This is a genomic window from Streptomyces pactum (assembly GCF_016031615.1).
In the GTDB taxonomy this organism is placed as follows: domain Bacteria; phylum Actinomycetota; class Actinomycetes; order Streptomycetales; family Streptomycetaceae; genus Streptomyces; species Streptomyces pactus.
This window is the reverse complement of the sequence record NZ_JACYXC010000001.1, coordinates 2,890,502-2,912,426: the sequence shown is the minus strand read 5'-3', so window position 1 is coordinate 2,912,426 and position 21,925 is coordinate 2,890,502. Positions and strand designations below refer to the sequence as shown.

The 21,925-nt window shown below is 74.9% G+C and carries 19 protein-coding genes; 10 read left to right on the top strand and 9 right to left on the bottom strand.

Annotated features, from left to right (window positions below; all coding sequences use genetic code 11):
- The first annotated feature begins 220 nt into the window (after positions 1-220).
- Positions 221-976 carry a hypothetical protein gene (locus IHE55_RS11275; protein ID WP_197988910.1) on the top strand — a complete coding sequence of 252 codons (756 nt, stop codon included), beginning with the start codon at positions 221-223 and terminating at the stop codon, positions 974-976.
- Positions 977-1,167: 191 nt separating this feature from the next.
- Here the strand turns inward: IHE55_RS11275 and IHE55_RS11270 are convergent, their stop codons facing one another.
- Together IHE55_RS11270 and IHE55_RS11265 are read right to left on the bottom strand one after the other, a co-directional pair.
- Positions 1,168-2,088, bottom strand: a complete 921-nt coding sequence (locus IHE55_RS11270) for an arylamine N-acetyltransferase family protein (RefSeq protein ID WP_197988909.1) — start codon at positions 2,086-2,088, stop codon at positions 1,168-1,170.
- Between the two features lie 308 nt (positions 2,089-2,396).
- Positions 2,397-3,485 (bottom strand): polyprenyl synthetase family protein, encoded by a 1,089-nt coding sequence (locus tag IHE55_RS11265; RefSeq protein ID WP_197988908.1) that lies wholly within the window; start codon positions 3,483-3,485, stop codon positions 2,397-2,399.
- Between the two features lie 949 nt (positions 3,486-4,434).
- Here IHE55_RS11265 and IHE55_RS11260 point away from each other — a divergent pair.
- Together IHE55_RS11260 and IHE55_RS11255 are read left to right on the top strand one after the other, a co-directional pair.
- Positions 4,435-5,556: an ATP-binding cassette domain-containing protein gene (locus tag IHE55_RS11260; protein WP_197988907.1), complete on the top strand. Its 1,122-nt coding sequence runs from the start codon at positions 4,435-4,437 to the stop codon at positions 5,554-5,556.
- Complete coding sequence (locus IHE55_RS11255; protein ID WP_197988906.1) at positions 5,553-6,344, top strand: ABC transporter permease; 792 nt, start codon at positions 5,553-5,555, stop codon at positions 6,342-6,344. Before IHE55_RS11260 ends, IHE55_RS11255 begins: the two co-directional genes overlap by 4 nt.
- Positions 6,345-6,455: 111 nt before the next feature.
- Here the strand turns inward: IHE55_RS11255 and IHE55_RS11250 are convergent, their stop codons facing one another.
- Both IHE55_RS11250 and IHE55_RS11245 read right to left on the bottom strand, forming a co-directional pair.
- The gene (locus tag IHE55_RS11250) at positions 6,456-7,277 is read right to left on the bottom strand and encodes an APH(3'') family aminoglycoside O-phosphotransferase (protein WP_197988905.1); all 822 of its coding nucleotides are present in this window, start codon (positions 7,275-7,277) and stop codon (positions 6,456-6,458) included.
- 368 nt (positions 7,278-7,645) lie between these two features.
- Positions 7,646-8,914 (bottom strand): class I SAM-dependent methyltransferase, encoded by a 1,269-nt coding sequence (locus tag IHE55_RS11245; protein WP_197988904.1) that lies wholly within the window; start codon positions 8,912-8,914, stop codon positions 7,646-7,648.
- Between the two features lie 367 nt (positions 8,915-9,281).
- On the opposite strand from IHE55_RS11245, the gene groES reads away from it, so the two are divergent.
- Positions 9,282-9,590: a co-chaperone GroES gene (gene groES / locus IHE55_RS11240; RefSeq protein WP_197988903.1), complete on the top strand. Its 309-nt coding sequence runs from the start codon at positions 9,282-9,284 to the stop codon at positions 9,588-9,590.
- Positions 9,591-9,747: 157 nt separating this feature from the next.
- Positions 9,748-11,376, top strand: coding sequence for a chaperonin GroEL (gene groL, locus IHE55_RS11235; RefSeq protein WP_197988902.1), 1,629 nt, complete (start codon positions 9,748-9,750; stop codon positions 11,374-11,376).
- 490 nt (positions 11,377-11,866) lie between these two features.
- On the opposite strand, the gene IHE55_RS11230 is transcribed toward groL, so the two are convergent.
- Together IHE55_RS11230 and IHE55_RS11225 are read right to left on the bottom strand one after the other, a co-directional pair.
- The gene (locus tag IHE55_RS11230) at positions 11,867-12,670 is read right to left on the bottom strand and encodes an SDR family NAD(P)-dependent oxidoreductase (protein ID WP_197988901.1); all 804 of its coding nucleotides are present in this window, start codon (positions 12,668-12,670) and stop codon (positions 11,867-11,869) included.
- 338 nt (positions 12,671-13,008) lie between these two features.
- Positions 13,009-13,668, bottom strand: coding sequence for an MOSC domain-containing protein (locus IHE55_RS11225; protein ID WP_197988900.1), 660 nt, complete (start codon positions 13,666-13,668; stop codon positions 13,009-13,011).
- A gap of 347 nt (positions 13,669-14,015) precedes the next feature.
- On the opposite strand from IHE55_RS11225, the gene IHE55_RS11220 reads away from it, so the two are divergent.
- On the top strand, positions 14,016-14,927 hold the full coding sequence (locus tag IHE55_RS11220) for a LysR family transcriptional regulator (RefSeq protein ID WP_197988899.1): 912 nt from the start codon (positions 14,016-14,018) through the stop codon (positions 14,925-14,927).
- Positions 14,928-15,183: 256 nt separating this feature from the next.
- Here IHE55_RS11220 and IHE55_RS11215 read toward each other — a convergent pair whose 3' ends face one another.
- Positions 15,184-15,507: a WhiB family transcriptional regulator gene (locus tag IHE55_RS11215; RefSeq protein WP_197988898.1), complete on the bottom strand. Its 324-nt coding sequence runs from the start codon at positions 15,505-15,507 to the stop codon at positions 15,184-15,186.
- A 389-nt stretch (positions 15,508-15,896) separates the two neighbouring features.
- On the opposite strand from IHE55_RS11215, the gene IHE55_RS11210 reads away from it, so the two are divergent.
- The 4 genes from IHE55_RS11210 to IHE55_RS11195 all read left to right on the top strand — a co-directional run bounded on the left by IHE55_RS11210 (position 15,897) and on the right by IHE55_RS11195 (position 20,830).
- The gene (locus IHE55_RS11210; RefSeq protein WP_003948568.1) at positions 15,897-16,508 is read left to right on the top strand and encodes a response regulator transcription factor; all 612 of its coding nucleotides are present in this window, start codon (positions 15,897-15,899) and stop codon (positions 16,506-16,508) included.
- A 658-nt stretch (positions 16,509-17,166) separates the two neighbouring features.
- Positions 17,167-17,769 carry a sigma-70 family RNA polymerase sigma factor gene (locus IHE55_RS11205; RefSeq protein WP_197988897.1) on the top strand — a complete coding sequence of 201 codons (603 nt, stop codon included), beginning with the start codon at positions 17,167-17,169 and terminating at the stop codon, positions 17,767-17,769.
- A 270-nt stretch (positions 17,770-18,039) separates the two neighbouring features.
- Positions 18,040-19,542 (top strand): IMP dehydrogenase, encoded by a 1,503-nt coding sequence (gene guaB, locus IHE55_RS11200; protein ID WP_197988896.1) that lies wholly within the window; start codon positions 18,040-18,042, stop codon positions 19,540-19,542.
- Positions 19,543-19,702: 160 nt separating this feature from the next.
- Positions 19,703-20,830: a GuaB3 family IMP dehydrogenase-related protein gene (locus IHE55_RS11195; RefSeq protein WP_197988895.1), complete on the top strand. Its 1,128-nt coding sequence runs from the start codon at positions 19,703-19,705 to the stop codon at positions 20,828-20,830.
- A 345-nt stretch (positions 20,831-21,175) separates the two neighbouring features.
- Here the strand turns inward: IHE55_RS11195 and IHE55_RS11190 are convergent, their stop codons facing one another.
- Complete coding sequence (locus IHE55_RS11190; RefSeq protein WP_232265530.1) at positions 21,176-21,610, bottom strand: hypothetical protein; 435 nt, start codon at positions 21,608-21,610, stop codon at positions 21,176-21,178.
- The gene (locus tag IHE55_RS31105; protein ID WP_232265529.1) at positions 21,607-21,789 is read right to left on the bottom strand and encodes a hypothetical protein; all 183 of its coding nucleotides are present in this window, start codon (positions 21,787-21,789) and stop codon (positions 21,607-21,609) included. The genes IHE55_RS11190 and IHE55_RS31105 overlap by 4 nt, the downstream gene beginning before the upstream one ends.
- Positions 21,790-21,925 lie beyond the last annotated feature (136 nt).

Here is a 21,925-nt window from a genome sequence, read left to right as displayed (position 1 = left end):
GTGCCCGGGGGTGACGCGTCCTCGGGGCGGGCGAGTCCTCGGGGGCCGGCGCGACGGACGGACCGGTTCTCGTCCCGGGGCTCCGCAGCCCCGGTCCGCCGCACGGCGACCGGGCGTCGTGAGGTGGCGACCGTTTCTCGCTCGGGTGGTGACGGCTTCTGCGCGGTCCTGACCGCTCCCTGCCCCCAGGTGTTCATCAGGCGCCCGGCAGACTGATGGTATGAGCGTTCGTACGCCCTCGTCCCCGTGCCCGGCACCGCCGTTCCCGCCCCTGTCCCCGCCGCCGTCCGCCTGCCCCGCGCCGGAGGACGGCCCGGACGCCCCCGGCGTCCCGGCGGCCCGGTCCGGGCGGCCCCCCGCGGACGTGGCGCCGACGGAGCCGGGCACGGCCTTCGGCCCCGGCCGGGAGGCGCTGCGCGCCGCGCGGAGCCGGGCGCTGGCCGAGCTGGCCGGTCACCACCTCGCCGAGCGCCGCACCCTGCTGCTGTGGCTCGGCACGGCGCTGCTGGTGGTCGGGTGGCTGCTCGCCGTGCCGGGGGTCGGCTACCTCGCGGACGGCGACGTGTTCGGGGCGGCCGCCGGCGGTGGCTGTCTGCTGCTGGCCGGGGCACTGGCGGCGCCGTCCGCCCTGGCACTCGGGCAGGCGGCCCGCGAGGACCTGCGGGCCCGCGCCGAGCTGCGACGCTGGGCCCTGCTCGACCGGGACCCGGACCGCCGGGCCCACTGGTACGTGCCCCGGCAGGCCCGGCTGCTGGTCCTCTCCGCCCTGGCGGTGTGCGGCGGCGGGCTGGCCCTCGGGCTCACCGCGGCGCTCTCCGGCCCGCCCGGCGTCCTGTCGTTCCCGGCCGCCCTCGGCCTCGGGGCGGTCCTCGCCGTCATGGGCGGGGCCGGGCTGCTGAAGGCGGCGGACTTCTACCGCCTGGTCATCCGTGAACTGGGCCCGCCGGCGCGCCCCCGCGGCGGCGCCCACCGCTGAGCCGCCGGGCCACCGGGTCCCGCGGCGCCGGGCCACGGGGCCCCGGCGGGCGGGCGGAAACGGTCGTCAGGTGCCGGCGGTCCGGGCCCGGCCGTCAGGGTGCCGGTGGTGCGGGGCCGGCGCCGGGAGGCGGCCGGCGGGCGCGGGGCGGCCGGGAAACGGTCGTCAGGTGCCGGTCGCGAGGCCGTCCGTCAGGCGCCGGTGAGGTCCGTGGGGAACCGGGTGCCCGGCGGCAGCTCGATGCCGAAGTCGCGGGCCAGGACCGCCACCAGGTCCTCGTCGTCGCCCAGCCGCCGCTCCTCGGCCGAGCCGTCCTCGCGCGTCTCCACCACGGTGCGGTTGTGCAGCGCCAGGTGGCGGGTGGGGAAGGTCCGCTGGGCGATCAGGCTGTACCGGAACGGTGAGCGCGGATTGGTCCCGACGTGCCAGTTGAACACCTCGAAGTCGGGGTGTTCGAACGGCTCCTCGGTGAAGGTGTACTGGTCGGTCCACACCCCGCCCTGGCGGGCCTGGAGCGTCCACAGGTCCGACGGCCCGTGGTGCGGCCGGCGGATCAGGCGGTGCGACCGTACTCCGTCCGCCACCTCCACGTCCGCCACCAGCGGTATCGCCTCGTACAGACCGCCGACGCTGCCGTATCCGACGTCGGCGAGGTAGGTCCGGACCGGGTCGCCGGGGGCCGCCGCGGGCACCTGTACCGCCAGCGTCATGTGGGTGCGCGGCCGGACGTCCCCGGGCCCGGCGCCCAGCACCACCCGGGCGGCGAAGCGGGTGACGCGGAAGCCGAACGCCTCCAGCACCGCGGTGAAGAGGGTGTTCTGCTCGAAGCAGTAGCCGCCGCGCCGGCTGCGCACCAGCTTGTCCTGGAGGTCCGGCAGGGCCAGCGAGGGCGCGGTGTCCAGCAGCGGCTGCAGGTTCTCGAACGGGATGGCCTCCAGATGCGCCCGGTGCAGCGAACGCAGCGTCTCCACGGTCGCCCGGCGCTCCCCCGACCAGCCGGTGCGGGCCAGATAGGCGTCGAGGTCGAGCGGTGACGCGGAGTGCGGTGCGGTGCCGGCCGTCCCGGCCGGGGAGGCGGGGGTGCTCGTCTTCGTGTCGGGTGCGTCGGTCATGCCCCCGACGGTACGGGGCGGCCGCGGGCCGGCGCGTCGGGCCGGTGGCGTGAGCGGCGTCCGCCGATGGTCGTAGGACGGCGGCCAGAGGCGCCGGTGCACGGGCCTCAGGCCCGTACGGGGAAGTGGCCGGCCGCCCGTCGGGGCGGTCGGTGGCCCCTACGGGAAGTGGCCTGCCGCCCGTACGGGGCGGTCCGTGGCCCCCTATGGGAGGTGGCCGGTCGCCCCTACGGGGTGGTCGGTGGCCCCTACGGGTGGGACCGGTGGCCCCTGCGGGGGTGGCCGCGGCCCCCTGCGCGCGGCGGTGGTCAGTGGTCCCGGCGGGCCACGAAGTCGCAGAGCGAGTGCAGCACCTGCTTGGCCGGTACGTCCGGCAGCAGCGCCAGGGAGACCCGGGCGCGGGCGAGGCGGTCGTGCATCATCGACCGGGCCTGGTCCAGCACCCCGGTGGACTCCAGCAGGGCGACGGTGTGCGGCAGGGTCGTGGTCCCCGGACCCCCGGCGCGCGGGCCGCTGCCCGGGCCCCCGGCCTCCGGGGCGCCGGCGGATCCGGCGCGTCCGGCGGTGAGCAGCCGGCGCAGCTCCGCGGTCTCCGGGCCGTCGTCGGTCAGCGCGATCAGCACCGGGAGGCTGGCGACGCCGATGGCGAGGTCCTTGCCCTGTTCCTTGCCGAGGACCGCCGAGGAGGAGGTGATGTCGAGGATGTCGTCGGCTATCTGGAAGGCCACGCCCAGGTGCTCGCCGTACTCCGCGAGCGCCTGCACCTCGGCGTCCGCCACCCCCGCCTGCACCGCGCCGATCTGCAGCGCCATCGCGATCAGCGCCGCCGACTTGCCGGAGACCACGTTGAAGTAGTGGGACAGCGCGTCCTGGCCGTCGTAGGAGCCGGCCAGCTCCCGGACCTGGCCGTGGACCAGCCGGTTGGTGACCCGGGCCTGGAGCCGGACGGTCTCGGCACCGAGCTCGGCGGCCAGCCAGGCCGCCTTGGCGAGCAGCCAGTTGCCGGCCAGTACCGCCGTACGGTTCCCCCAGCGCTCGTTGACGCTGGGCACGCCGCGCCGGGTGCGGGCCTGGTCCATCACGTCGTCGTGGTAGAGCGAGGCGACGTGGACGATCTCCGCCAGGGCCGCCGCCTTGACGGTCACCACCGGGTCCGGGGTGCCGAACTCCCCGCCGAGCAGGGCGAGCATGGGGCGGAGCCGCTTGCCCCCGGTGCCGATCAGATGGCCGACGATCTCGGCGACCCGGGGGTCGCCCGCCTCGGCGCCGTACCCGCGGAGCCGCTCCTCCGCCTCCCGCAACCCGTCCGCCAGCCGGGCGGCGAGCGCCGGATCGGCGATGGCGAGTTCGCCGACCATGGAGGCGTCCGGCGCGGTGTTGCTCGAAAAGGCGGCCATGGTGCCGCACATTAGTGACGGAAGACAACGCGCCGATATGTGCATGTCAGGAAGGTGTCAGTGGTGTGCCGTGCCGATGGCAGCTTCCTGCGCGGCGGTGCCCGCCGGCGCCGCCGGAGCCCGGTTCCGATGGTGCGGCCGGTGCCGACGGTGCCCGGTTCCCGTGAGGCGGCCGGTGTCGCCGGTATTCCCGGACGACCGGGGCGCGGGGGAGCGGCGGGCACCGGCAGGACGCGACCGGGCGCTGCCGGCGCCGCGGCGGCGGCGGGGGCAGCTCGGAGGGCCTCGGCGGAGGCCGTCCAGGAGAGCCGCGACGGAGGCCGCCACGGGGACAGCCGCGAGGGCAACCGCGAGCGCGAAGGCGCCGCCGAATCCGGCCGAAAAAGGACTGGACGGCATCGGAGTGGACGTCCCGAACGGTCGGCCGACACCCGTTCCTTGCCCGTTCCTTGCCCGTTCCCTGCCGCTCCGGCGGCGTGTCCGATGGCCGGGGTGCGGTGCCCGGTCGCCGGGATGCGCCGTCCGGCCGGCGCGCGGGCACGGTCGCGGCGGGCACGGGGACCGGCCGGCGGGGCCGGCCCGGACGTCGGCGCCGTCCTCCGCCCGTGGCAGGAAGGTGCCGTCTACAGGCACCCGTCCCCGCGGCGCCCACCTCGGGCGTACCGCCCGCCGAAGGCCGGGGCTCGGGCGCCCGCGGCCCCGGTGCCCGGCCGCCCGTACGGCCCGGGGACGCGGCCGTGTATCGGCCGTACGGGGCTCCGGCAGTCGGACCCGGACGCGGCGCGGATGCGGCGGTGAGGCCGCGGTGGAGCGGTGACGATACGGCGGTGACCGGGCCGCTGTGCGGTGCGAACCCTTCCGCTTCCGCTGGCAGTTTCCGGTCACTTCGCATCTCCCGGTCACGCCGGGTGCCACGGTGGGGCGGAAGCGAACTCCTTGAGGCGGGTACATGGAAGCGGCGATCGAAGCAGAGGGACTCCGGAAGCGGTACCGGCAGCACGAGGCGCTGCGCGGCGTGGACCTGACGGTGCCGCGCGGCACGGTGCTGGGCCTGCTGGGGCCCAACGGCGCGGGGAAGACCACCTCGGTCCGCATCCTGTCCACGCTGCTGACGCCCGACCAGGGACGCGCCAGGGTCGCCGGGTACGACGTGGCCACCCAGTCCCGGCAGGTCCGTGAGCGGATCGGCCTGGCCGGGCAGTACGCGGCGGTGGACGAGAAGCTCACCGGCCGCGAGAACCTGGTGCTCATCGGGCGGCTCTACCGGATGGGGCGCCGGCGCGCCCAGGAGCGCGCCGCCGAGCTGCTGGAGAAGTTCGAACTGGCGGGGGCGGCCGACCGGGTGACCCAGGGCTACTCCGGCGGCATGCGCCGGCGCCTGGACCTCGCCGCCAGCCTGCTGGTCGATCCGGAGGTGCTCTTCCTGGACGAGCCGACCACCGGGCTGGACCCGAGCAGCCGGATGACGCTGTGGGACATGGTCCGCGAGCAGGTCGCCAAGGGCGTCACGGTCCTCCTCACCACCCAGTACCTGGAGGAGGCGGACCAGCTCGCCGACCGGATCGCGGTGATCGACCAGGGCACGCTCATCGCCGAGGGGACCCCGGACCAGCTCAAGCGCACGGTCGGCGGGGAGGTGCTGGAGGTCACCCTGGCGGACCCCGCGGACGCCGCCGCGACCGCCACGCTGCTGGAGAAGGTGGCGGTCGGCCGGGTCACCGTCGGCGAGGACGGCCGTACCGTCTCCGCGCCGGTGGAGTCCGGGATCGACGCGATCGCCGACACCGCCAACGCCCTGCGGGAGAACCGGGTGGAGGTGGTGGACTTCGCGATGCGCCGGCCGTCGCTGGACCACGTCTTCCTCTCCCTCACCGGCCGCGGCGCGGACGCCGGACGGCCCGCCGCCGGGCGCACGGAGGCCGGGCAGGCGAAGCCCGGGCAGGCGGAGGCCGGCCCGACGGAGACGGAGCGGGCCGGGACGGAGCGGGCCGGGACCGGCCGGACGGAGACGGAGCACGCCGGGACCGGGCAGGCCGGGACCGGTAAGGCGGAGGAGCGGACCGCGTCATGAGCGAGCTGATCAACGACACCCTGATCCTGACCGGCCGCCACATGCGGCACATCGCCCGGGTCCCCGAGAAGCTCTTCGGCGTGACCCTCGGGCCGGTGGTGATGGTGCTGGTCTTCGGCTACCTCTTCGGCAGCGCGATGACGGTGCCCGGCGGCGGGGGCTACCGCGAGTACATCATGGCCGGCATCTTCACCCAGGTGATGCTCTCCGCGGTCGGCACCAGCGCGGCCGGCGTCGCCGCCGACCTGAACAACGGGCTGGTGGACCGGTTCCGTTCGCTGCCCATGTCCCGCTACGCGGTGCTGCTGGGCCGGACCGTCTCGGACCTGGCGATGACCGCGCTCAGCTGCGTGGTGATGGCCGCCGTCGGCATGGCCATAGGGTGGCGCGCCCACGAGGGGATCGGCCGGGCCCTGCTGGGCTTCGTGCTGTTGCTGCTGCTCGGCTTCGGCATGTGCTGGCTGGGCGCGCTGATCGGCCTGGTGGTGCGCAGCCCGGAGGTGGTCAACCAGCTGGCGATGTTCATCGTCATGCCGTTCGCCTTCCTCTCCAACGCCTTCGTCCCGCCGGACGGGCTGCCCAAGTGGCTCCAGGTCATCAGCGAGTGGAACCCGGTCAGCTCGGTCGTCAGCGCCTGCCGCGAACTGTGGGGCAACCCCACCACCCGGGTGAGCGGCGCGTTCCCCGCCGAACACCCGGTGCTGGTGTCGCTGGTGGCGCTGACGGCGCTGCTGGCGGTGGTGATACCGCTGACCGCGCGCGCCTACCAGCGGGCCGCCGCCCGCTGACCCGCGGACGCCCGGGGGGGCGCCGCCGAGCGCCCCGGACCCCGGCCGGAACGAGGCCGGCCGGCGTCCGGGGCCCGTGGCGTTCTCGCCGGACGCCGCCGCGGGTGGGCGTCAGCCCCAGGTGAGCGGGTCCAGGTCGAGGTGGAAGCGGAGCCGGGCGGGGTCCGGGGCGGTGCCGTAGCGCTCGGCGAACGCCGCGTCCGCGGCCCGCGCTCGCTCCTCGTCCTCCCAGGTCTCCCGGGCGTTGGCGAGCAGCAGCGCCAGATCGGCGTGGCGGTCGGCCGTCCCCAGCCGGCCCAGGTCGATGAAGCCCGACACGTCCCCGGTGTCCGGGTCGACGATGATGTTGGGCAGGCACAGGTCTCCGTGGCAGACGACCGTGTCGGCGGCCTCCTGCGCCCGCCGCTCGGCCAGCTGGGGGACGAGGCGGGCCAGCAGTTCGGTGCCGGGCGTGCCCTGCTGGTCGTCGGGGAGGAACTCCGGGTTCACCGCGTCCCGGGCCACGACGTCGCGGGCCAGGGCGACCATGGTGTCCAGGTCCCGGCGGAACGGGCACTCCGCCGCGGGCAGTCCGTGCAGCCGGCGGACCGCGTCCGCGATCCGCCCCCAGGCGGCCCGCAGGTCCGCGGGCGCCAGCCGGTCGGCGGGCACCCCGGGGACGGCAGCGGTCACCAGGCAGGCGCCGGCCGGACCGGAGTGCCAGTCGAGCACCCGGGGCCCCGGGACGTCCCGGCCGTTCAGCCAGGCGACCCGGTCGCGCTCGGCCGCCAGGTCGCCGGCGTCCGCGGCGGGTACGCACTTGGCGTACCGGGTGGCGTCCGCGTCACGGAACACGGCGGCCCCCGACTCGCCGGTGGTCACCGGTACCCACTCGCCGCCGCCGGCGCCGAGCGCCACCGGGGACAGTGCCTGGGGTAAGACGTGGTTCTCCATGGCGGCCACCCTAGCCGCCGGCCGCGGACCGCCCCGCCGGCCGCGGACCGCCCCGCCGGCCGCGGACCGCCCCGCCGGCCGCGGACCGCCCCGGCGGGACGGTCGCCGGCCCACGCCCCGGCCTCCGCAGGCCGGTAGGGCCCCGGCCGGCCTCCGTACGCGGACCGGGCTCGCCCCGGCCTCCGTACACGGGCAGCACACGTACCCCGCCCTCCGTACACCGGCTGGACACGTACCCCGGCCCCCGTACACCGGCAGGGGCCCGCGCCCCAGGCCTATCCGTCCGTACGTCGGCCGGGCCCCCGGCGCCGTGGGGTGTGCGGGTGCGGCACCCGCCGGCAGGTGCGGCCGGCGCGCCCGCCCCGCCCTCAGGCCGCGGCCGGGCCCGGGCCGGCCGGTGCGCCCGGGGTGGCGGACGGTCCGGTGGCCGGGCCGGTGGCCGCGGTGGCGGACGGTCCGGTGGCCGGGTCCGGGGACGGGTGGCCCAGCAGCATGCCGGGGGCGCCCGCCACCCGGGTGAGGAAGACCGTGCACGCGTTGCGCCCGGAGAGCTTCAGCTTCCGGCGCAACTCCTCCGGCTCCACCGCCGAGCCGCGCTTCTTCACCGTCACCGTCCCGACCTCCCGCTCGCGCAGCAGCGCCTTCAGCCGCTTGAGGTGGAACGGCAGCACATCGGTGATCTCGTACCGGGTGGCGTACGGGGTCGGCCGCGGCTCGTCGGCCGTCACATAGGCGATCGTGGGGTCGATCAGCCCTCCGCCGACCTCCTCGGCCACCTCCGCCACCAGGTGCGCCCGGATCACCGCGCCGTCCGGCTCGTAGAGGTAGCGGCCGACCGGCCGGACCGGCGGGTCGGGCAGACCGCGGCCGGTCAGCGTGGTCCCGGCGGGCAGCAGCGTGGCGCGCCGCGCCCCCGGCTCGGTGCCGAACCACAGCACCGCTTCCTTCACGTCACCGCCGTCCGAGATCCACTCCGCCTCCGCGTCCTCGGGCACCGCCTCGTGCGGGATGCCCGGGGCGACCTTGACCGCGCCCCAGCGGGCGGACCGGGCCGCGGTGACGGCGAAGGAGAGCGGCGGCGAGTAGGACTCCGGGTCGAAGATCCGCCCGCGGCCACCGCCGCGGCGCGCCGGGTCCACGAAGACGGCCTCGTGACCGGCCGGGTCGTACCCGGTGACGTCCGCGCACTCCACCGCCAGCAGCTCCGACAGCCCCAGCGCCGCCGCGTTGGCGCGGGTCACCGCGCAGGCCAGCGGGGAGCGGTCCACCGCGGTCACCCGCATCCCCGCCCGGGCCAGCGCGATGGCGTCGCCCCCGATGCCGCCGCACAGGTCGGCGACCGAGGCGGGGCCCAGGGCGGCGAACCGCCGCGCCCGGTGGGCGGCCACCGAGGCGCGGGTGGACTGCTCCACCCCGTCCGGCGTGAAGTACATCCGGTACGCCTCCGGGCCGAACTTCGCCACCGCCCGCTGCCGCAGCCGGGCCTGGCCGAGCGCCGCCGAGACCAGCTCGGCCGGGTGGTCGCGGCGCAGCCGGGTGGCGGTGGCCAGCTCCCGGGCCGGGTCGTAGTCGCGCAGCTCGGTCAGGAGCCGCTGCCCCTCGGGGGTGAGGAGTCGGTCGAAGGCGTCAGCATCCACGGCCCCATTCTCCCGGTCGGCGGACCGGGCCGGGGACGCCGGCGACCTCGCCCGTCCGGCGGCACCCCGGCCACGGCCGGCCGGTCGGCGCGGTTCGGCGCGGGCCGGAGCAGGTCGGTGCAGGTCGGAGCCGGTGCCGCGGTGGGCGCGGGGGGCCGAGGGGGCGCACGCGGAGACCGACGCGCCCGCCGGATTGGCACTCTAGTTGACTGAGTGCTAACCGCGTCCTAGGCTCAGGGCTGGCACTCCGCAGTGGGGAGTGCCAAACACAGCGACGGGCAGGTCCGGCACCCGCGACGACGGATCCACCTGGTCGCCACCTCAGATCAATTGACCCCGTGAGATCTCCGAAGGGGGAGGTCGGATCGTGACGACCGCCAGCTCCAAGGTTGCCATCAAGCCGCTTGAGGACCGCATCGTGGTCCAGCCGCTCGACGCCGAGCAGACCACGGCCTCCGGCCTGGTCATCCCGGACACCGCCAAGGAGAAGCCCCAGGAGGGCGTCGTCCTGGCCGTGGGCCCGGGCCGCTTCGAGGAAGGCAACCGTCTTCCGCTCGACGTCTCCGTCGGCGACGTCGTGCTCTACAGCAAGTACGGCGGCACCGAGGTGAAGTACAACGGCGAGGAGTACCTCGTCCTCTCGGCTCGCGACGTGCTCGCGATCATCGAGAAGTAAGTCACCGAGACTGTCCTGAACTGCGCCCCTGGTCCCCGCGTCTGCCGTGTTCACTCACTGCGTGGCCGGGGCGGGGGGCGCAGTTCGCTTTTCTGAACGATGACGGCCGCCGCCGGCGTGGCCGGTCTCGCAATCCGAGGACCCGAAGAGAGCTCCCATGGCGAAGATCCTGAAGTTCGACGAGGACGCCCGTCGCGCCCTTGAGCGTGGCGTCAACAAGCTTGCCGACACCGTGAAGGTGACGATCGGCCCCAAGGGCCGCAACGTCGTCATCGACAAGAAGTTCGGCGCCCCGACCATCACCAACGACGGCGTCACCATCGCCCGTGAGGTCGAGATCGAGGACCCGTACGAGAACTTGGGCGCGCAGCTGGTCAAGGAGGTGGCGACCAAGACCAACGACATCGCGGGTGACGGCACCACCACCGCCACCGTGCTGGCCCAGGCGCTGGTCCGCGAGGGTCTGCGCAACGTCGCCGCCGGCGCCTCCCCGGCCGCCCTGAAGAAGGGCATCGACGCCGCGGTCAAGGCCGTGTCCGACGAGCTGCTGGCCACCGCCCGCCCGATCGACGAGAAGTCCGACATCGCCGCCGTCGCCGCGCTGTCCGCCCAGGACAAGCAGGTCGGCGAGCTGATCGCCGAGGCGATCGACAAGGTCGGCAAGGACGGCGTCATCACCGTCGAGGAGTCCAACACCTTCGGTCTGGAGCTGGACTTCACCGAGGGCATGGCCTTCGACAAGGGCTACCTGTCCCCGTACTTCGTCACCGACCAGGAGCGTCTTGAGGCCGTCCTGGACGACCCGTACATCCTGATCAACCAGGGCAAGATCTCCTCCATCCAGGACCTGCTGCCGCTGCTGGAGAAGGTCATCCAGGCGGGTGGCTCCAAGCCGCTGCTGATCATCGCCGAGGACGTGGACGGCGAGGCGCTGTCCACCCTGGTGGTCAACAAGATCCGCGGCACCTTCAACGCGGTGGCCGTCAAGGCCCCCGGCTTCGGTGACCGCCGCAAGGCGATCCTGGGCGACATCGCCACCCTCACCGGTGCCACCGTCATCGCCGAGGAGGTCGGCCTCAAGCTCGACCAGGTCGGCCTGGACGTGCTGGGCACCGCCCGCCGCGTCACCGTGACCAAGGACGACACCACCATCGTCGACGGCGCGGGCAACGCCGAGGACGTGGCCGGCCGCGTCGCGCAGATCAAGGCCGAGATCGAGGCCACGGACTCCGACTGGGACCGCGAGAAGCTCCAGGAGCGCCTGGCCAAGCTGGCCGGCGGCGTCTCCGTGATCCGCGTCGGTGCCGCCACCGAGGTGGAGCTGAAGGAGAAGAAGCACCGCCTGGAGGACGCCATCTCCGCGACGCGCGCCGCGATCGAGGAGGGCATCGTCTCCGGTGGCGGTTCCGCGCTGGTCCACGCCGTGAAGGTGCTGGAGGGCAACCTGGGCCTGTCCGGCGACGAGGCCACCGGTGTCGCCGTGGTCCGCCGCGCCGCCGTCGAGCCGCTGCGCTGGATCGCCGAGAACGCCGGCCTGGAGGGCTACGTCATCACCTCCAAGGTGGCCGAGCTGGACAAGGGCCAGGGCTTCAACGCCGCCACCGGCGAGTACGGCGACCTGGTGAAGGCCGGCGTCATCGACCCGGTCAAGGTCACCCGCTCCGCCCTGGAGAACGCCGCCTCCATCGCCTCCCTGCTGCTCACCACCGAGACCCTCGTGGTGGAGAAGAAGGAAGAGGAGGAGGCCGAGGCCGGTCACGGCCACGGGCACGGTCACTCCCACTGACCCGCCGCCGGCCCGGACCACCGGTCCGGGCCCGGTCCGCCGGTCCGGCCACTCCGGACCGGTGACACCGACGGACGGCACACGGGCCCGGTACCCCCGCAGCGGGGGTACCGGGCCCGTGGCGTGTCCGGGCCGCACCGGCCGGCAGCGGGCGTGCGGTGCGGCCGGTGCGGGCCGGCGGGTGCGGTCCGCGTGGTGCGGTTCCGTGAGGAACGCTCCGTCCGGTGCGGACCGCGTGAACCGTTTCCGCCAGGTGCGGCCTGTCAGGTGCGGCTTGTCAGGTGCGGCCTGTGAGGTGCGGTCCGTCCGGTACGGGTTGGCAGGCACAGACTGGCCGGTGCGGACGTCCGGTGCAGGCTGTCCGGCGCGGGCCGTCCGGTGCCGCGTGCGGTACGGCGGGGGTACGGCCGCGTGGGTAGGGCTGCGTGGGTAGGGCCGCGTGCGCGGGGACGGCCCGGCCACCGGGTGCGGCGGGACCCCGGGTGCCTCCTCAGCGGGGCCCGAAGCGGCGGCCGGTGCGCGAGCTGATGCCGCCCAGCGCGTTCCGCGGCGCCAGCTTGGCCAGCCCCATCAGCGTCTTGTACCGCGCGTCCGGCACCGAGACCGCCTTGCCCCGGGCGAGGTCCTTGAGCGCGGCGGCGACCAGCCGGTCCGCGTCCAGCCACATCCACTCCGGGATGTTGCCGGTGTCCATGCCGGCCCGCTGGTGGAACTCGGTACGGACGAAACCGGGGCACAGCGCCATCAGCCGCACCCCGGAAGCCGCCAGGTCCCGGGCCGCGCCCTGGGTGAACTGCACCACCCACGCCTTGCTCGCCCCGTAGGTGCCGCGCGGCAGGAACGCCGCCACCGAGGCGACGTTGACCACGCCGCCCCGCCCCCGTTCGCGCATCGGCCGGACGGCCGCGGTGGTCAGCCGGAGCACCGCCTCGCAGTGCACCTTGAGCATCTCCAGCTCGTCCGACATCGGCACGTCCAGATAGGTGCCGCGGTGGCCGAAGCCCGCGTTGTTCACCAGCAGGTCGACCGGCCGCCGGGGATCGGAGAGCCGGGCCTCCACCGCGGCGATGCCCTCCTCCCGGGACAGGTCCGCGCGCAGCACCTCCACCTCCACCCCGTGGCGGTCGTGCAGTTGCTCCGCCTGTTCGCGGAGCCGCTCCTCGTCCCGGGCCACCAGCACCAGGTCGAAACCGCCGCCGGGCCGCCCGGCCGGAGCGGCGCCCCGGGCGGCGAGCCGGCGTGCGAAGGCGGCCCCGATGCCCGCCGTGGAACCCGTGATCAATGCAGTCGTCATGGACGCACGGTACGCGGCCGGGTACGGGACGGTGCGGCCCCGGTGCCGGTACGGCCCCCGGGACGGCACCGGGCCGGCCGGGTGCCGTCCCGGGGTAGGTGCCGGGGTCGGTGTGGGTCGGTGCGGTGCCGGCCGCCCGGGGCCGGTGTCCGCGGACGGCCGGCGCCCTGGGGGACGGCCCGCGTCCCGGGGGCGGCCCGCGCCCGGAGCCGCCCGGCGCCGGGACCCGGTGAGCGGGCCCGGGCCAGGCAGCCCGGCGGGAGACCGGTCACCCCGGGGAGCGCCGGCCGGTCGTCTCGGGGGCGCCGCGCCCGGTCACCCCGGGGCGCGCCGGCCGGTCAGCCCGCCCGCTCGGCGGCGTACTTCTCCGCCTTGGCCAGGGCCTCCGGGTGGAGGGCGGTGCCGGCCGCCGGCAACCGGGGCAGCAGCTCCCGCTCGGTGGTCAGGGCCCGGAACGCCAGCGCGACGGTGACGTCGTGGTCGGGCCGGTGCATGATCTCGACCGGGTCCCCGGCCCGGATCTCGCCGGGGGCCAGCACCCGCAGATAGGCACCCGGCAGCGCGGCCTCGGTGAACCGCCGCACCCAGCCCCGCTCCTGCAGCCAGCCCGCGAAGGTACGGCACGGGATGCGCGGCGAGGTCACCTCCAGCAGGACGTCCGCTATCCGCCACCGCTCGCCGATCAGCGCGCCGTTCACATCGAGGCCGCTGGTGGTGAGGTTCTCGCCGAACGCGCCGCCGGCCAGCTCGCGGCCCAGCTCCCGCTCCCACCCGTCCAGGTCCTCGCGCGCGTACGCGTACACCGCCTGGTCGTCGCCGCCGTGGTGCCGCAGATCGCCGATGACGTCGCCGGCCAGCCCGCTGCCCCCGGCCCCCTTGGGGCCCGGGGCGGCCACGGCCACCGGGCCGGTGGCCGGTCGTTTGTCGATACCGGTGAGGTCCCGGTCGGTGTAGTCCGCCGCGTGCGGACGGGCGAGGTTCACGGAGAGCACATGCATGACCGGCACGGTAGGCCACGGCCCGCCCCGGCGACGACCGGGTTTGCGTCGCCCGGCGCCGGCGGGAGCGCGCCGCCCGGCGCCGACCGGGTGGCGCGGGGTCCGTCCGGTGTCGGCCGGGTGGCGCGGGGGCCGCCGTTCAGCGCCCGGCCGGGTGACGCCGGGGCCGTCCGGCGGCGGCGGGAGCGCGACGCCCACCCGCACCGTCGGCCGGGTGGCGCGGGGCCCTCCGTTCAGTGCCGCCCGGGGCCCGGGGCCGTCCGGCGCCGTGGCCTCCGCGGCCGGGGCGCCCAAGCCGCGGCTTGAGGCTCCTCCCGGTACCCCCAAGCGTTGCTTATGCTCGAAGGATGATCGAGGCTCGTCATCTCCGGGTGCTGCGCGCGGTCGCCGCCACCGGCTCGTTCTCCGCCGCCGCCCGCGACCTCGGCTGCACCCAGCCCGCCGTCAGCCAGCAGATGAAGGCGCTGGAGCAGTCCGTGGGCACTCCGCTGCTCATCCGGACCGGGCGCGAGATGCGGCTCACCGAGGCCGGGCAGACCCTGGTGCGGCACGCCGCCGGCATCCTCGCCGGGCTCACCGCCGCGGAGGAGGAGGTGGCGGCGATCGCCGGGCTGCGTGCGGGCCGGGTCCGGCTGGCCTCGTTCCCCAGCGGCAGCTCGACCCTGGTGCCCACCGCCCTCGCCGAGCTGCGCGCGGCGCACCCGGGCACCCGGGTGTCGCTGGTCGAGGCCGAGCCGCCGCGCTCCGCCGAACTGCTGCGGGCCGGTGACTGCGAGATCGCGCTGGCCTTCCGCTACCCGGACGTGCCCGGTCCGGACCCGGCGGGCGAGGGGGAGTGGGACGACCTGGTGGTCCGCCCGCTGCTCGCCGACCGCCTGGTCGGCCTGGTGCCCGACGGCCACCCGCTGGCCGGCGCGGAGGCGGTGGGCATCGCCGAACTCGCCGGAGAACCGTGGATCGCTGGCTGCCCGCGCTGCCGCGGCCATCTGGTGCGGGTCTGCGAGAGTGCCGGGTTCACGCCTCGGATCGACTTCGCCACCGACGACTACCCGGCGGTGATCAGCCTGGTCGGGGCCGGCCTGGGGGTCGCGGTGCTGCCCGAGCTGGCCCTGGAGTCGGTACGGGTCAAGGGCGCCCGCACGGTACGGGTGGAGCCCGCCGTGCAGCGGGAGGTGGTGGCGCTCACCCTGCCCGACCTGGAACGGGTGCCGGCCGTCGCGGCGACCCTGGAGCGGCTGGAGCTGGCCGCCAAGCGCTGACCCTCCGGCCCCGCCCCGGGAAGGCCCTGCCCGGCGGACCCCGCACGCGGTACGTCCCGCGAGCCCCTGCACCCGCACCTCCTACGCCCCGGCCGTTACCGGGCCGCGCCGTCCCCGCTCGGTGCCGGGACGTTTGGGCGCGGGGGAGCGGGCAGGCTCTCCGGTGGACCACCGGCACGTGGGGAAGGCGGGCCGGCGGCGCGTCGGGTGCCTCGGGGACGGCTCGGGGATGCCTCGCGGACGCGTCGGGGGCGGATCAGGGATGAGGGGACGAGGGGTTGGACGACGCCGCGATCACCCGGTGGCGGGCGCGTCCCATGAGTTCCTCGCGTTCGTCCTCGGTGAGGCCGCCCCACACGCCGTACGGCTCCCGCACGGCGAGGGCGTGGGCCGCGCACTCCGCCCGTACCGGGCAGCGCATGCAGACCTCTTTGGCCGAGTTTTCACGGGCGCTGCGGGCGGCGCCGCGCTCCCCTTCGGGGTGGAAGAACAGCGAGCTGTCCACCCCGCGACACGCGGCGAGGAGCTGCCAGTCCCAGAGATCGGCGTTGGGACCGGGGAGGCGGGAGAAATCGGCCATTGCTTCTTATCCCCTCGATGCGATCTGGTGTGGACGCACTCCTCAAGACCGTACATCCGTCATGTAAGCAGATGAAAATATGACTCATTGCGAATCTAGCCACACATGGCGCCATATGGGAAGCAAGCTCGACAAATACCGCTGAACAGGGCATGTCTCAGGAAGTACGGCGACAGGCACGACGCAGCGGCTCTGTATCCGGTCCCTCACGTAGAGTGTCCGAGGTGGCCGCCGAACCCGTAACTCTTTCGGGTGACCGTCGTTGAGAGGGCGGAGGCGGTTGATGAGAAAAGCTCTCGGACGGGTGTCCGAGGCGGTCAATCGCTCAGGTGACGATACGTACCAGCCTGGAGGCTCAAGGTGACGCGCATCAGCTGCGGAGGGCGGCCATGACATCCGTCCTCGTCTGCGACGACTCCCCGCTTGCCCGTGAGGCGCTGCGGCGCGCGGTCGCGACCGTGCCCGGTGTCGAGCGGGTGACCACGGCCGCCAACGGCGAGGAAGTCCTCCGCCGCTGGGGTGCCGACCGCTCGGACCTGATTCTGATGGACGTACGGATGCCCGGACTGGGCGGCGTGGAGACCGTGCGCCGGCTGCTCTCCGCGGACCCGGGCGCCCGCATCATCATGCTCACGGTCGCCGAGGACCTCGACGGGGTCGCGCTCGCGGTCGCCGCCGGGGCCCGCGGCTACCTGCACAAGGACGCGTCCCGCGCCGAGCTGCGCGCCACCGTGACGCAGGCCCTCGCCGACCCGACCTGGCGGCTCGCCCCCCGGCGGCTGCGCTCCGCGGAGATGGGGGCCGCGCCGACCCTCACCGCCCGCGAGATCCAGGTGCTGGAGGGCATGAGCCACGGCCGGTCGAACGCCGAGATCGGCCGTGAGCTGTTCCTCTCCGAGGACACCGTGAAGACGCACGCCCGCCGGCTGTTCAAGAAGCTCGGCGCCTCGGACCGGGCGCACGCCGTCGCGCTCGGTTTCCGCTGGGGTCTGGTGCGCTGACCCGTCCGGCGCCCCCCGTCCCCGGGGGGCGCGACGGTCCGGGCCCGTGCGCCGGGCCCGGTCAGGGCCGCCCGCGGGGCACCGGCCGTCACCCGAGCCGGGGCCGACCCGGCTCCGTCCGGGGGGCACCCCGGGCGCGCCCCGCGACGGGGTGCCGGGCCGCGCCGTCCTGGGCACCGGGTTCCGCCGTCCGGGGTACGGACGGAGCCGGAGGCCCGGGATTCCGCCGTCCGGGGTACCCGGCCGGGAACGGGGCCGGGCGGTGCGTCCCCCGCAACACCGGGTCGTACCGGCCGTCCGTGGCATGGGACAACGGGGCCGCGGTGCGGGACGGGACAACGGGGCCGCGGTGCGGGACGGGGCCGTGTGCGGACCGGGCCGTGGTGCGGGACGGGAGCGTGGTGCCGGCCGCCGGTGCGGCGGCGCTGCGCGACGGCCCGGCCGCGGGCCGTCGTACGGACGACCGTGACGACGGACGCGCCCGAGCGGCACGGCGCGGTGGCGCGTGAGCCGTCGGTGGAGTTCCGGGCGCTGGGATGGGCATACCCGAAAGGGGGAGGCGCGGGACGTGAGTGCGAAGACACCGGCGCGTAACGGTTCGGTGCACAACTACGAGGGCGGTGCCATGGAACGTCTGAGGCCAAGGCACCATGGACCGATGCGTGACGACGAGAATCCCGGGGTCGCGGCCTCGGGGCCCGGGACGATCGGCGATCTCGTCAGCCGCGCAGTCGACGGTGACGAGCGCGCCACCCACGACCTGCTCGCCGCCCATGTGCACCCGCTCGCCCTGCGGTACTGCCGCACCCGGCTCTCCCGGCTGCCGGGGGACGCCCGGCACTTCGTTGACGACCTCGCCCAGGAGGTCTGCCTCGCGGTGCTGTGCGCGCTGCCCCGCTACCGCGACACCGGCCGGCCCTTCGAGGCGTTCGTGGTCGCCATCGCCGCCCACAAGGTCGCCGACCTCCAGCGGGCCGCGATGCGCCACCCGGGGAGCACCGCGGTGCCCTCGGACGAGATGCCCGAGCAGCCGGACGACTCGCTGGGCCCCGAGGAGCGGGCGCTGCTCAGCAGCGACGCGGAGTGGGCGAAGAAGCTGCTGGCCAACCTGCCGGAGCACCAGCGTGAGCTGGTGCTGCTGCGGGTGGCGGTCGGGCTCACCGCCGAGGAGACCGGGCAGATGCTGGGGATGTCCCCGGGTGCGGTGCGGGTCGCCCAGCACCGCGCGCTGAGCCGGCTCCGCGCCCTCGCCGAGCAGTGACGCCCCGCGCCGAGCCGCGAGGTGTTCCACGTCGGGCCGTGCGGTGTTCCACGTCGGGCCGCACGGCGAGGTTCCCGCCGCACGGCGGGGAACGGGCGGCCGGTCCGGCGCCGTACGCGGCGCCCCGGCGGCCCCGGGCGGACCGCGAGCGGCCCGCCGGTCCGGAGGAAGCTACGAGTGACGCGGTCCTCAGTGATCGTGGAATGCGACGCCTGCGACGGCCGTTAGCATGGGAGTCCGCGTCGGGGCAAGACCATTTGGAAGGGTGTCATGACTGACAACGTCGACGGAGTGCCTGAGAAATTCGCCATGCTCGGGCTGACGTACGACGACGTGCTGCTGCTGCCGGGCGCCTCCGAGGTGCTGCCGAACGCCGTTGACACCTCGTCCCGCATCTCCCGGAACGTTCGGGTCAACGTCCCGCTGCTGTCGGCGGCCATGGACAAGGTGACCGAGTCCCGGATGGCGATCGCCATGGCCCGCCAGGGCGGCGCCGGCGTGCTCCACCGCAACCTGTCCATCGAGGACCAGGCGAACCAGGTGGACCTGGTCAAGCGGTCCGAGTCCGGCATGGTCACCGACCCGATCACGGTCCGCCCGGACGCCACCCTGCACGAGGCGGACGCGCTGTGCGCGAAGTTCCGCATCAGCGGCGTCCCGGTGACCGACGCGGCGGGCAAGCTGCTGGGCATCGTGACCAACCGCGACATGGCCTTCGAGCTGGACCGCAGCCGCCAGGTCCGCGAGGTCATGACCCCGATGCCGCTGGTCACCGGCAAGGTCGGGATCTCCGGCGAGGACGCGATGCAGCTGCTGCGCCGCCACAAGATCGAGAAGCTGCCGCTGGTGGACGACGCCGGGGTGCTCAAGGGCCTGATCACGGTCAAGGACTTCGTCAAGGCCGAGCAGTACCCGAACGCCGCCAAGGACGCCGAGGGCCGGCTGATCGTCGGTGCCGCGGTCGGCGTCGGCGACGAGGCGTACGAGCGGGCCCAGGCGCTGGTCGAGGCCGGCGTGGACTTCCTCGTGGTGGACAGCGCGCACGGCCACAGCCGCGGCATCCTCGACATGATCGCCAAGGTCAAGTCGAACATCGGTGTCGACGTGGTCGGTGGCAACGTGGCCACCCGGGACGGCGCCCAGGCGCTGATCGACGCGGGCGCCGACGGCGTCAAGGTGGGCGTGGGCCCCGGTTCGATCTGCACCACGCGGGTGGTCGCCGGCATCGGCGTCCCGCAGGTCACCGCGATCTACGAGGCCGCCCGGGCCTGCCAGGCGGCCGGCGTGCCGCTGATCGGCGATGGCGGCCTGCAGTACTCCGGCGACATCGCCAAGGCCATCGCGGCCGGCGCGGACACCGTGATGCTGGGCAGCCTGCTGGCCGGCTGCGAGGAGTCGCCGGGCGAGATGGTCTTCATCAACGGCAAGCAGTTCAAGTCCTACCGGGGCATGGGCTCGCTGGGCGCGATGCAGTCCCGCGGCCAGGCGCGCTCCTACTCCAAGGACCGCTACTTCCAGGACAACGTGCTCTCCGAGGACAAGCTGGTGCCCGAGGGCATCGAGGGCCAGGTGCCCTACCGCGGCCCGCTCGCCTCGGTGGCCCACCAGCTCGTCGGCGGCCTGCGCGCCTCCATGGGGTACGTGGGCTCCGCCACGGTGCGGGAGCTCCAGGAGAAGGGCCGGTTCGTCCGGATCACCGCGGCCGGCCTCAAGGAGAGCCACCCGCACGACATCCAGATGACCACCGAGGCGCCGAACTACTCGCGCCGCTGACGGTTCCGGCCGGACCGGGCGGAACCGCCGGGTCCGGCCGCCCGCGACGGTGCGTGAACACCGTACGACCGGCAAGCCCGCGGCTGTGGACAGTCGCGGGCTGCCGCATGCCCGTCGGGGATACTGGAACCGCAGACACATCAGGGAAAGGCCACACAACGTGACTGAGATCGAGATCGGGCGCGGCAAGCGGGGTCGCCGGGCGTACGCGTTCGACGACATCGCCGTCGTCCCCAGCCGCCGTACGCGGGACCCGAAGGAGGTCTCGATCGCCTGGCAGATCGACGCGTACCGCTTCGAGCTGCCGTTCCTGGCCGCGCCGATGGACTCGGTGGTCTCGCCGAAGACCGCCATCCGCATCGGTGAGCTGGGCGGTCTCGGCGTCCTCAACCTGGAAGGTCTGTGGACCCGCTACGAGGACCCCGAGCCGCTGCTGGCGGAGATCGCCGAGCTGGACGAGGACACCGCCAACCGCCGGATGCAGCAGATCTACGCCGAGCCGATCAAGGAGGAGCTGATCGGGCGGCGCATCAAGGAGGTCCGCGACTCCGGCGTGGTCACCGCCGCCGCGCTCTCCCCGCAGCGCACCGCCCAGTTCTCCAAGGCCGTGGTGGACGCCGGGGTGGACATCTTCGTCATCCGCGGCACCACGGTCTCCGCCGAGCACGTCTCCAGCGCCGCCGAGCCGCTCAACCTCAAGCAGTTCATCTACGAGCTGGACGTGCCGGTGATCGTCGGCGGCTGCGCCACCTACACCGCCGCCCTCCACCTGATGCGCACCGGCGCGGCCGGCGTGCTGGTCGGCTTCGGCGGCGGCGCCGCCCACACCACCCGGGCGGTGCTCGGCATCCAGGTGCCGATGGCCACCGCGGTCGCCGACGTGGCCGCCGCCCGCCGCGACTACATGGACGAGTCCGGCGGCCGCTACGTCCACGTCATCGCCGACGGCGGCGTGGGCTGGTCCGGCGACCTGCCCAAGGCCATCGCCTGCGGCGCCGACGCGGTGATGATCGGCTCCCCGCTCGCCCGCGCCACCGACGCGCCGGGCCGCGGCCACCACTGGGGCATGGAGGCCGTCCACCAGGACGTGCCGCGCGGCAAGCGGATGAACCTGGGCACCGTGGGCACCACCGAGGAGATCCTGCTCGGCCCCTCGCACACCCCGGACGGCTCGATGAACTTCTTCGGCGCGCTGCGCCGGGCCATGGCCACCACCGGCTACTCCGAGCTGAAGGAGTTCCAGCGGGTCGAGGTGACGGTCGCGCCGTCCCAGCACGACAAGCGCTGATTCCCCCCGAGCGATGCCCCGGCCGCGACGCGGCCGGGGCTTTCGCGTCCGCCGCCCGGCGGCCCGGAAGGCCCCGACCACCGGTCGGGGCCTTCTCGTGTCCGGGCCCGCCCGGACGCCGGGGGCCCCGTCGCCGCTGTCGGCGGTTCGTGGTCCGTGTCCGCGGGGCCGGCCCGGTGGCAGCGCCGGCCTGGTGGCGGCCCGTCCGCGGGGTGCGGGGTGGTCGGTCCGCGGGGCGTGACCGCGCCGGGCCCGCCCGGAACGCACGTCGCCCCACCGGGGAATCCCCGGTGGGGCGACGTCGGGCGCGCTCGGTGCCGGCCCGTCAGGGGGCCGGCGGCCGGATCAGTTGTTGCCGGCGACGCGGCGGGAGGTGGCGAAGGCGGCCACGGGGGCGAGGGCCACGAACAGCCACTCCCACGCCTCCAGCTCTTCCTTCCAGGCGTCGAAGAGGTCGCCGAACTGCTCGAAGAAGATCTCGTTGGCGGACGGCGTGCTGGGCGCGGCGCCCGGGTACTGTCCGGCCATGTTCTCGGCCCAGTCGGCGGACATCAGCGCGTAGCCGTACAGCTCACCGAGGACGACCGCGACGAGGGCCAGCACCGCGCCGGCCACCCACAGGCCGGTGTTGCGGCCACCGAGCTTGGCGACGGCGAAGCCGACCAGCGCGCCGACACCCACACCCACGTAGGCGATCTTGGTGACCTCGCCCTTCTCGGTGTCGGCCAGCGCGAAGAGGATGCCCGCGTAGATGGCGGCGCCGACGATGGCGGCGATCACGCCGACGAGGAGGGCGACCCCGGGTTGCCCTGCGGGGCCGGCGGCGGGGGGCGGGGGAAGCCTCCGCCGTACTGGGGCTGGCCGCCGTACTGGGGCTGGCCGCCGTACTGAGGCTGCTGCTGGGGCGGGTAGCCGTAGCCGCCCGGCTGCTGCGGCGGCTGCTGCCAGTTCTGGCTCATGAGAGATTCCCCCGGGGATGAAGGTGATGAGCCGCACTCCGGGGACGGAAAATTCTGGAGTGCGGCGTGAAAGTGCGTGCCTCAAATTAACAGGAGGGCATGACAATCCAACAAGTCCTCTCCGCCGTCCGTGACA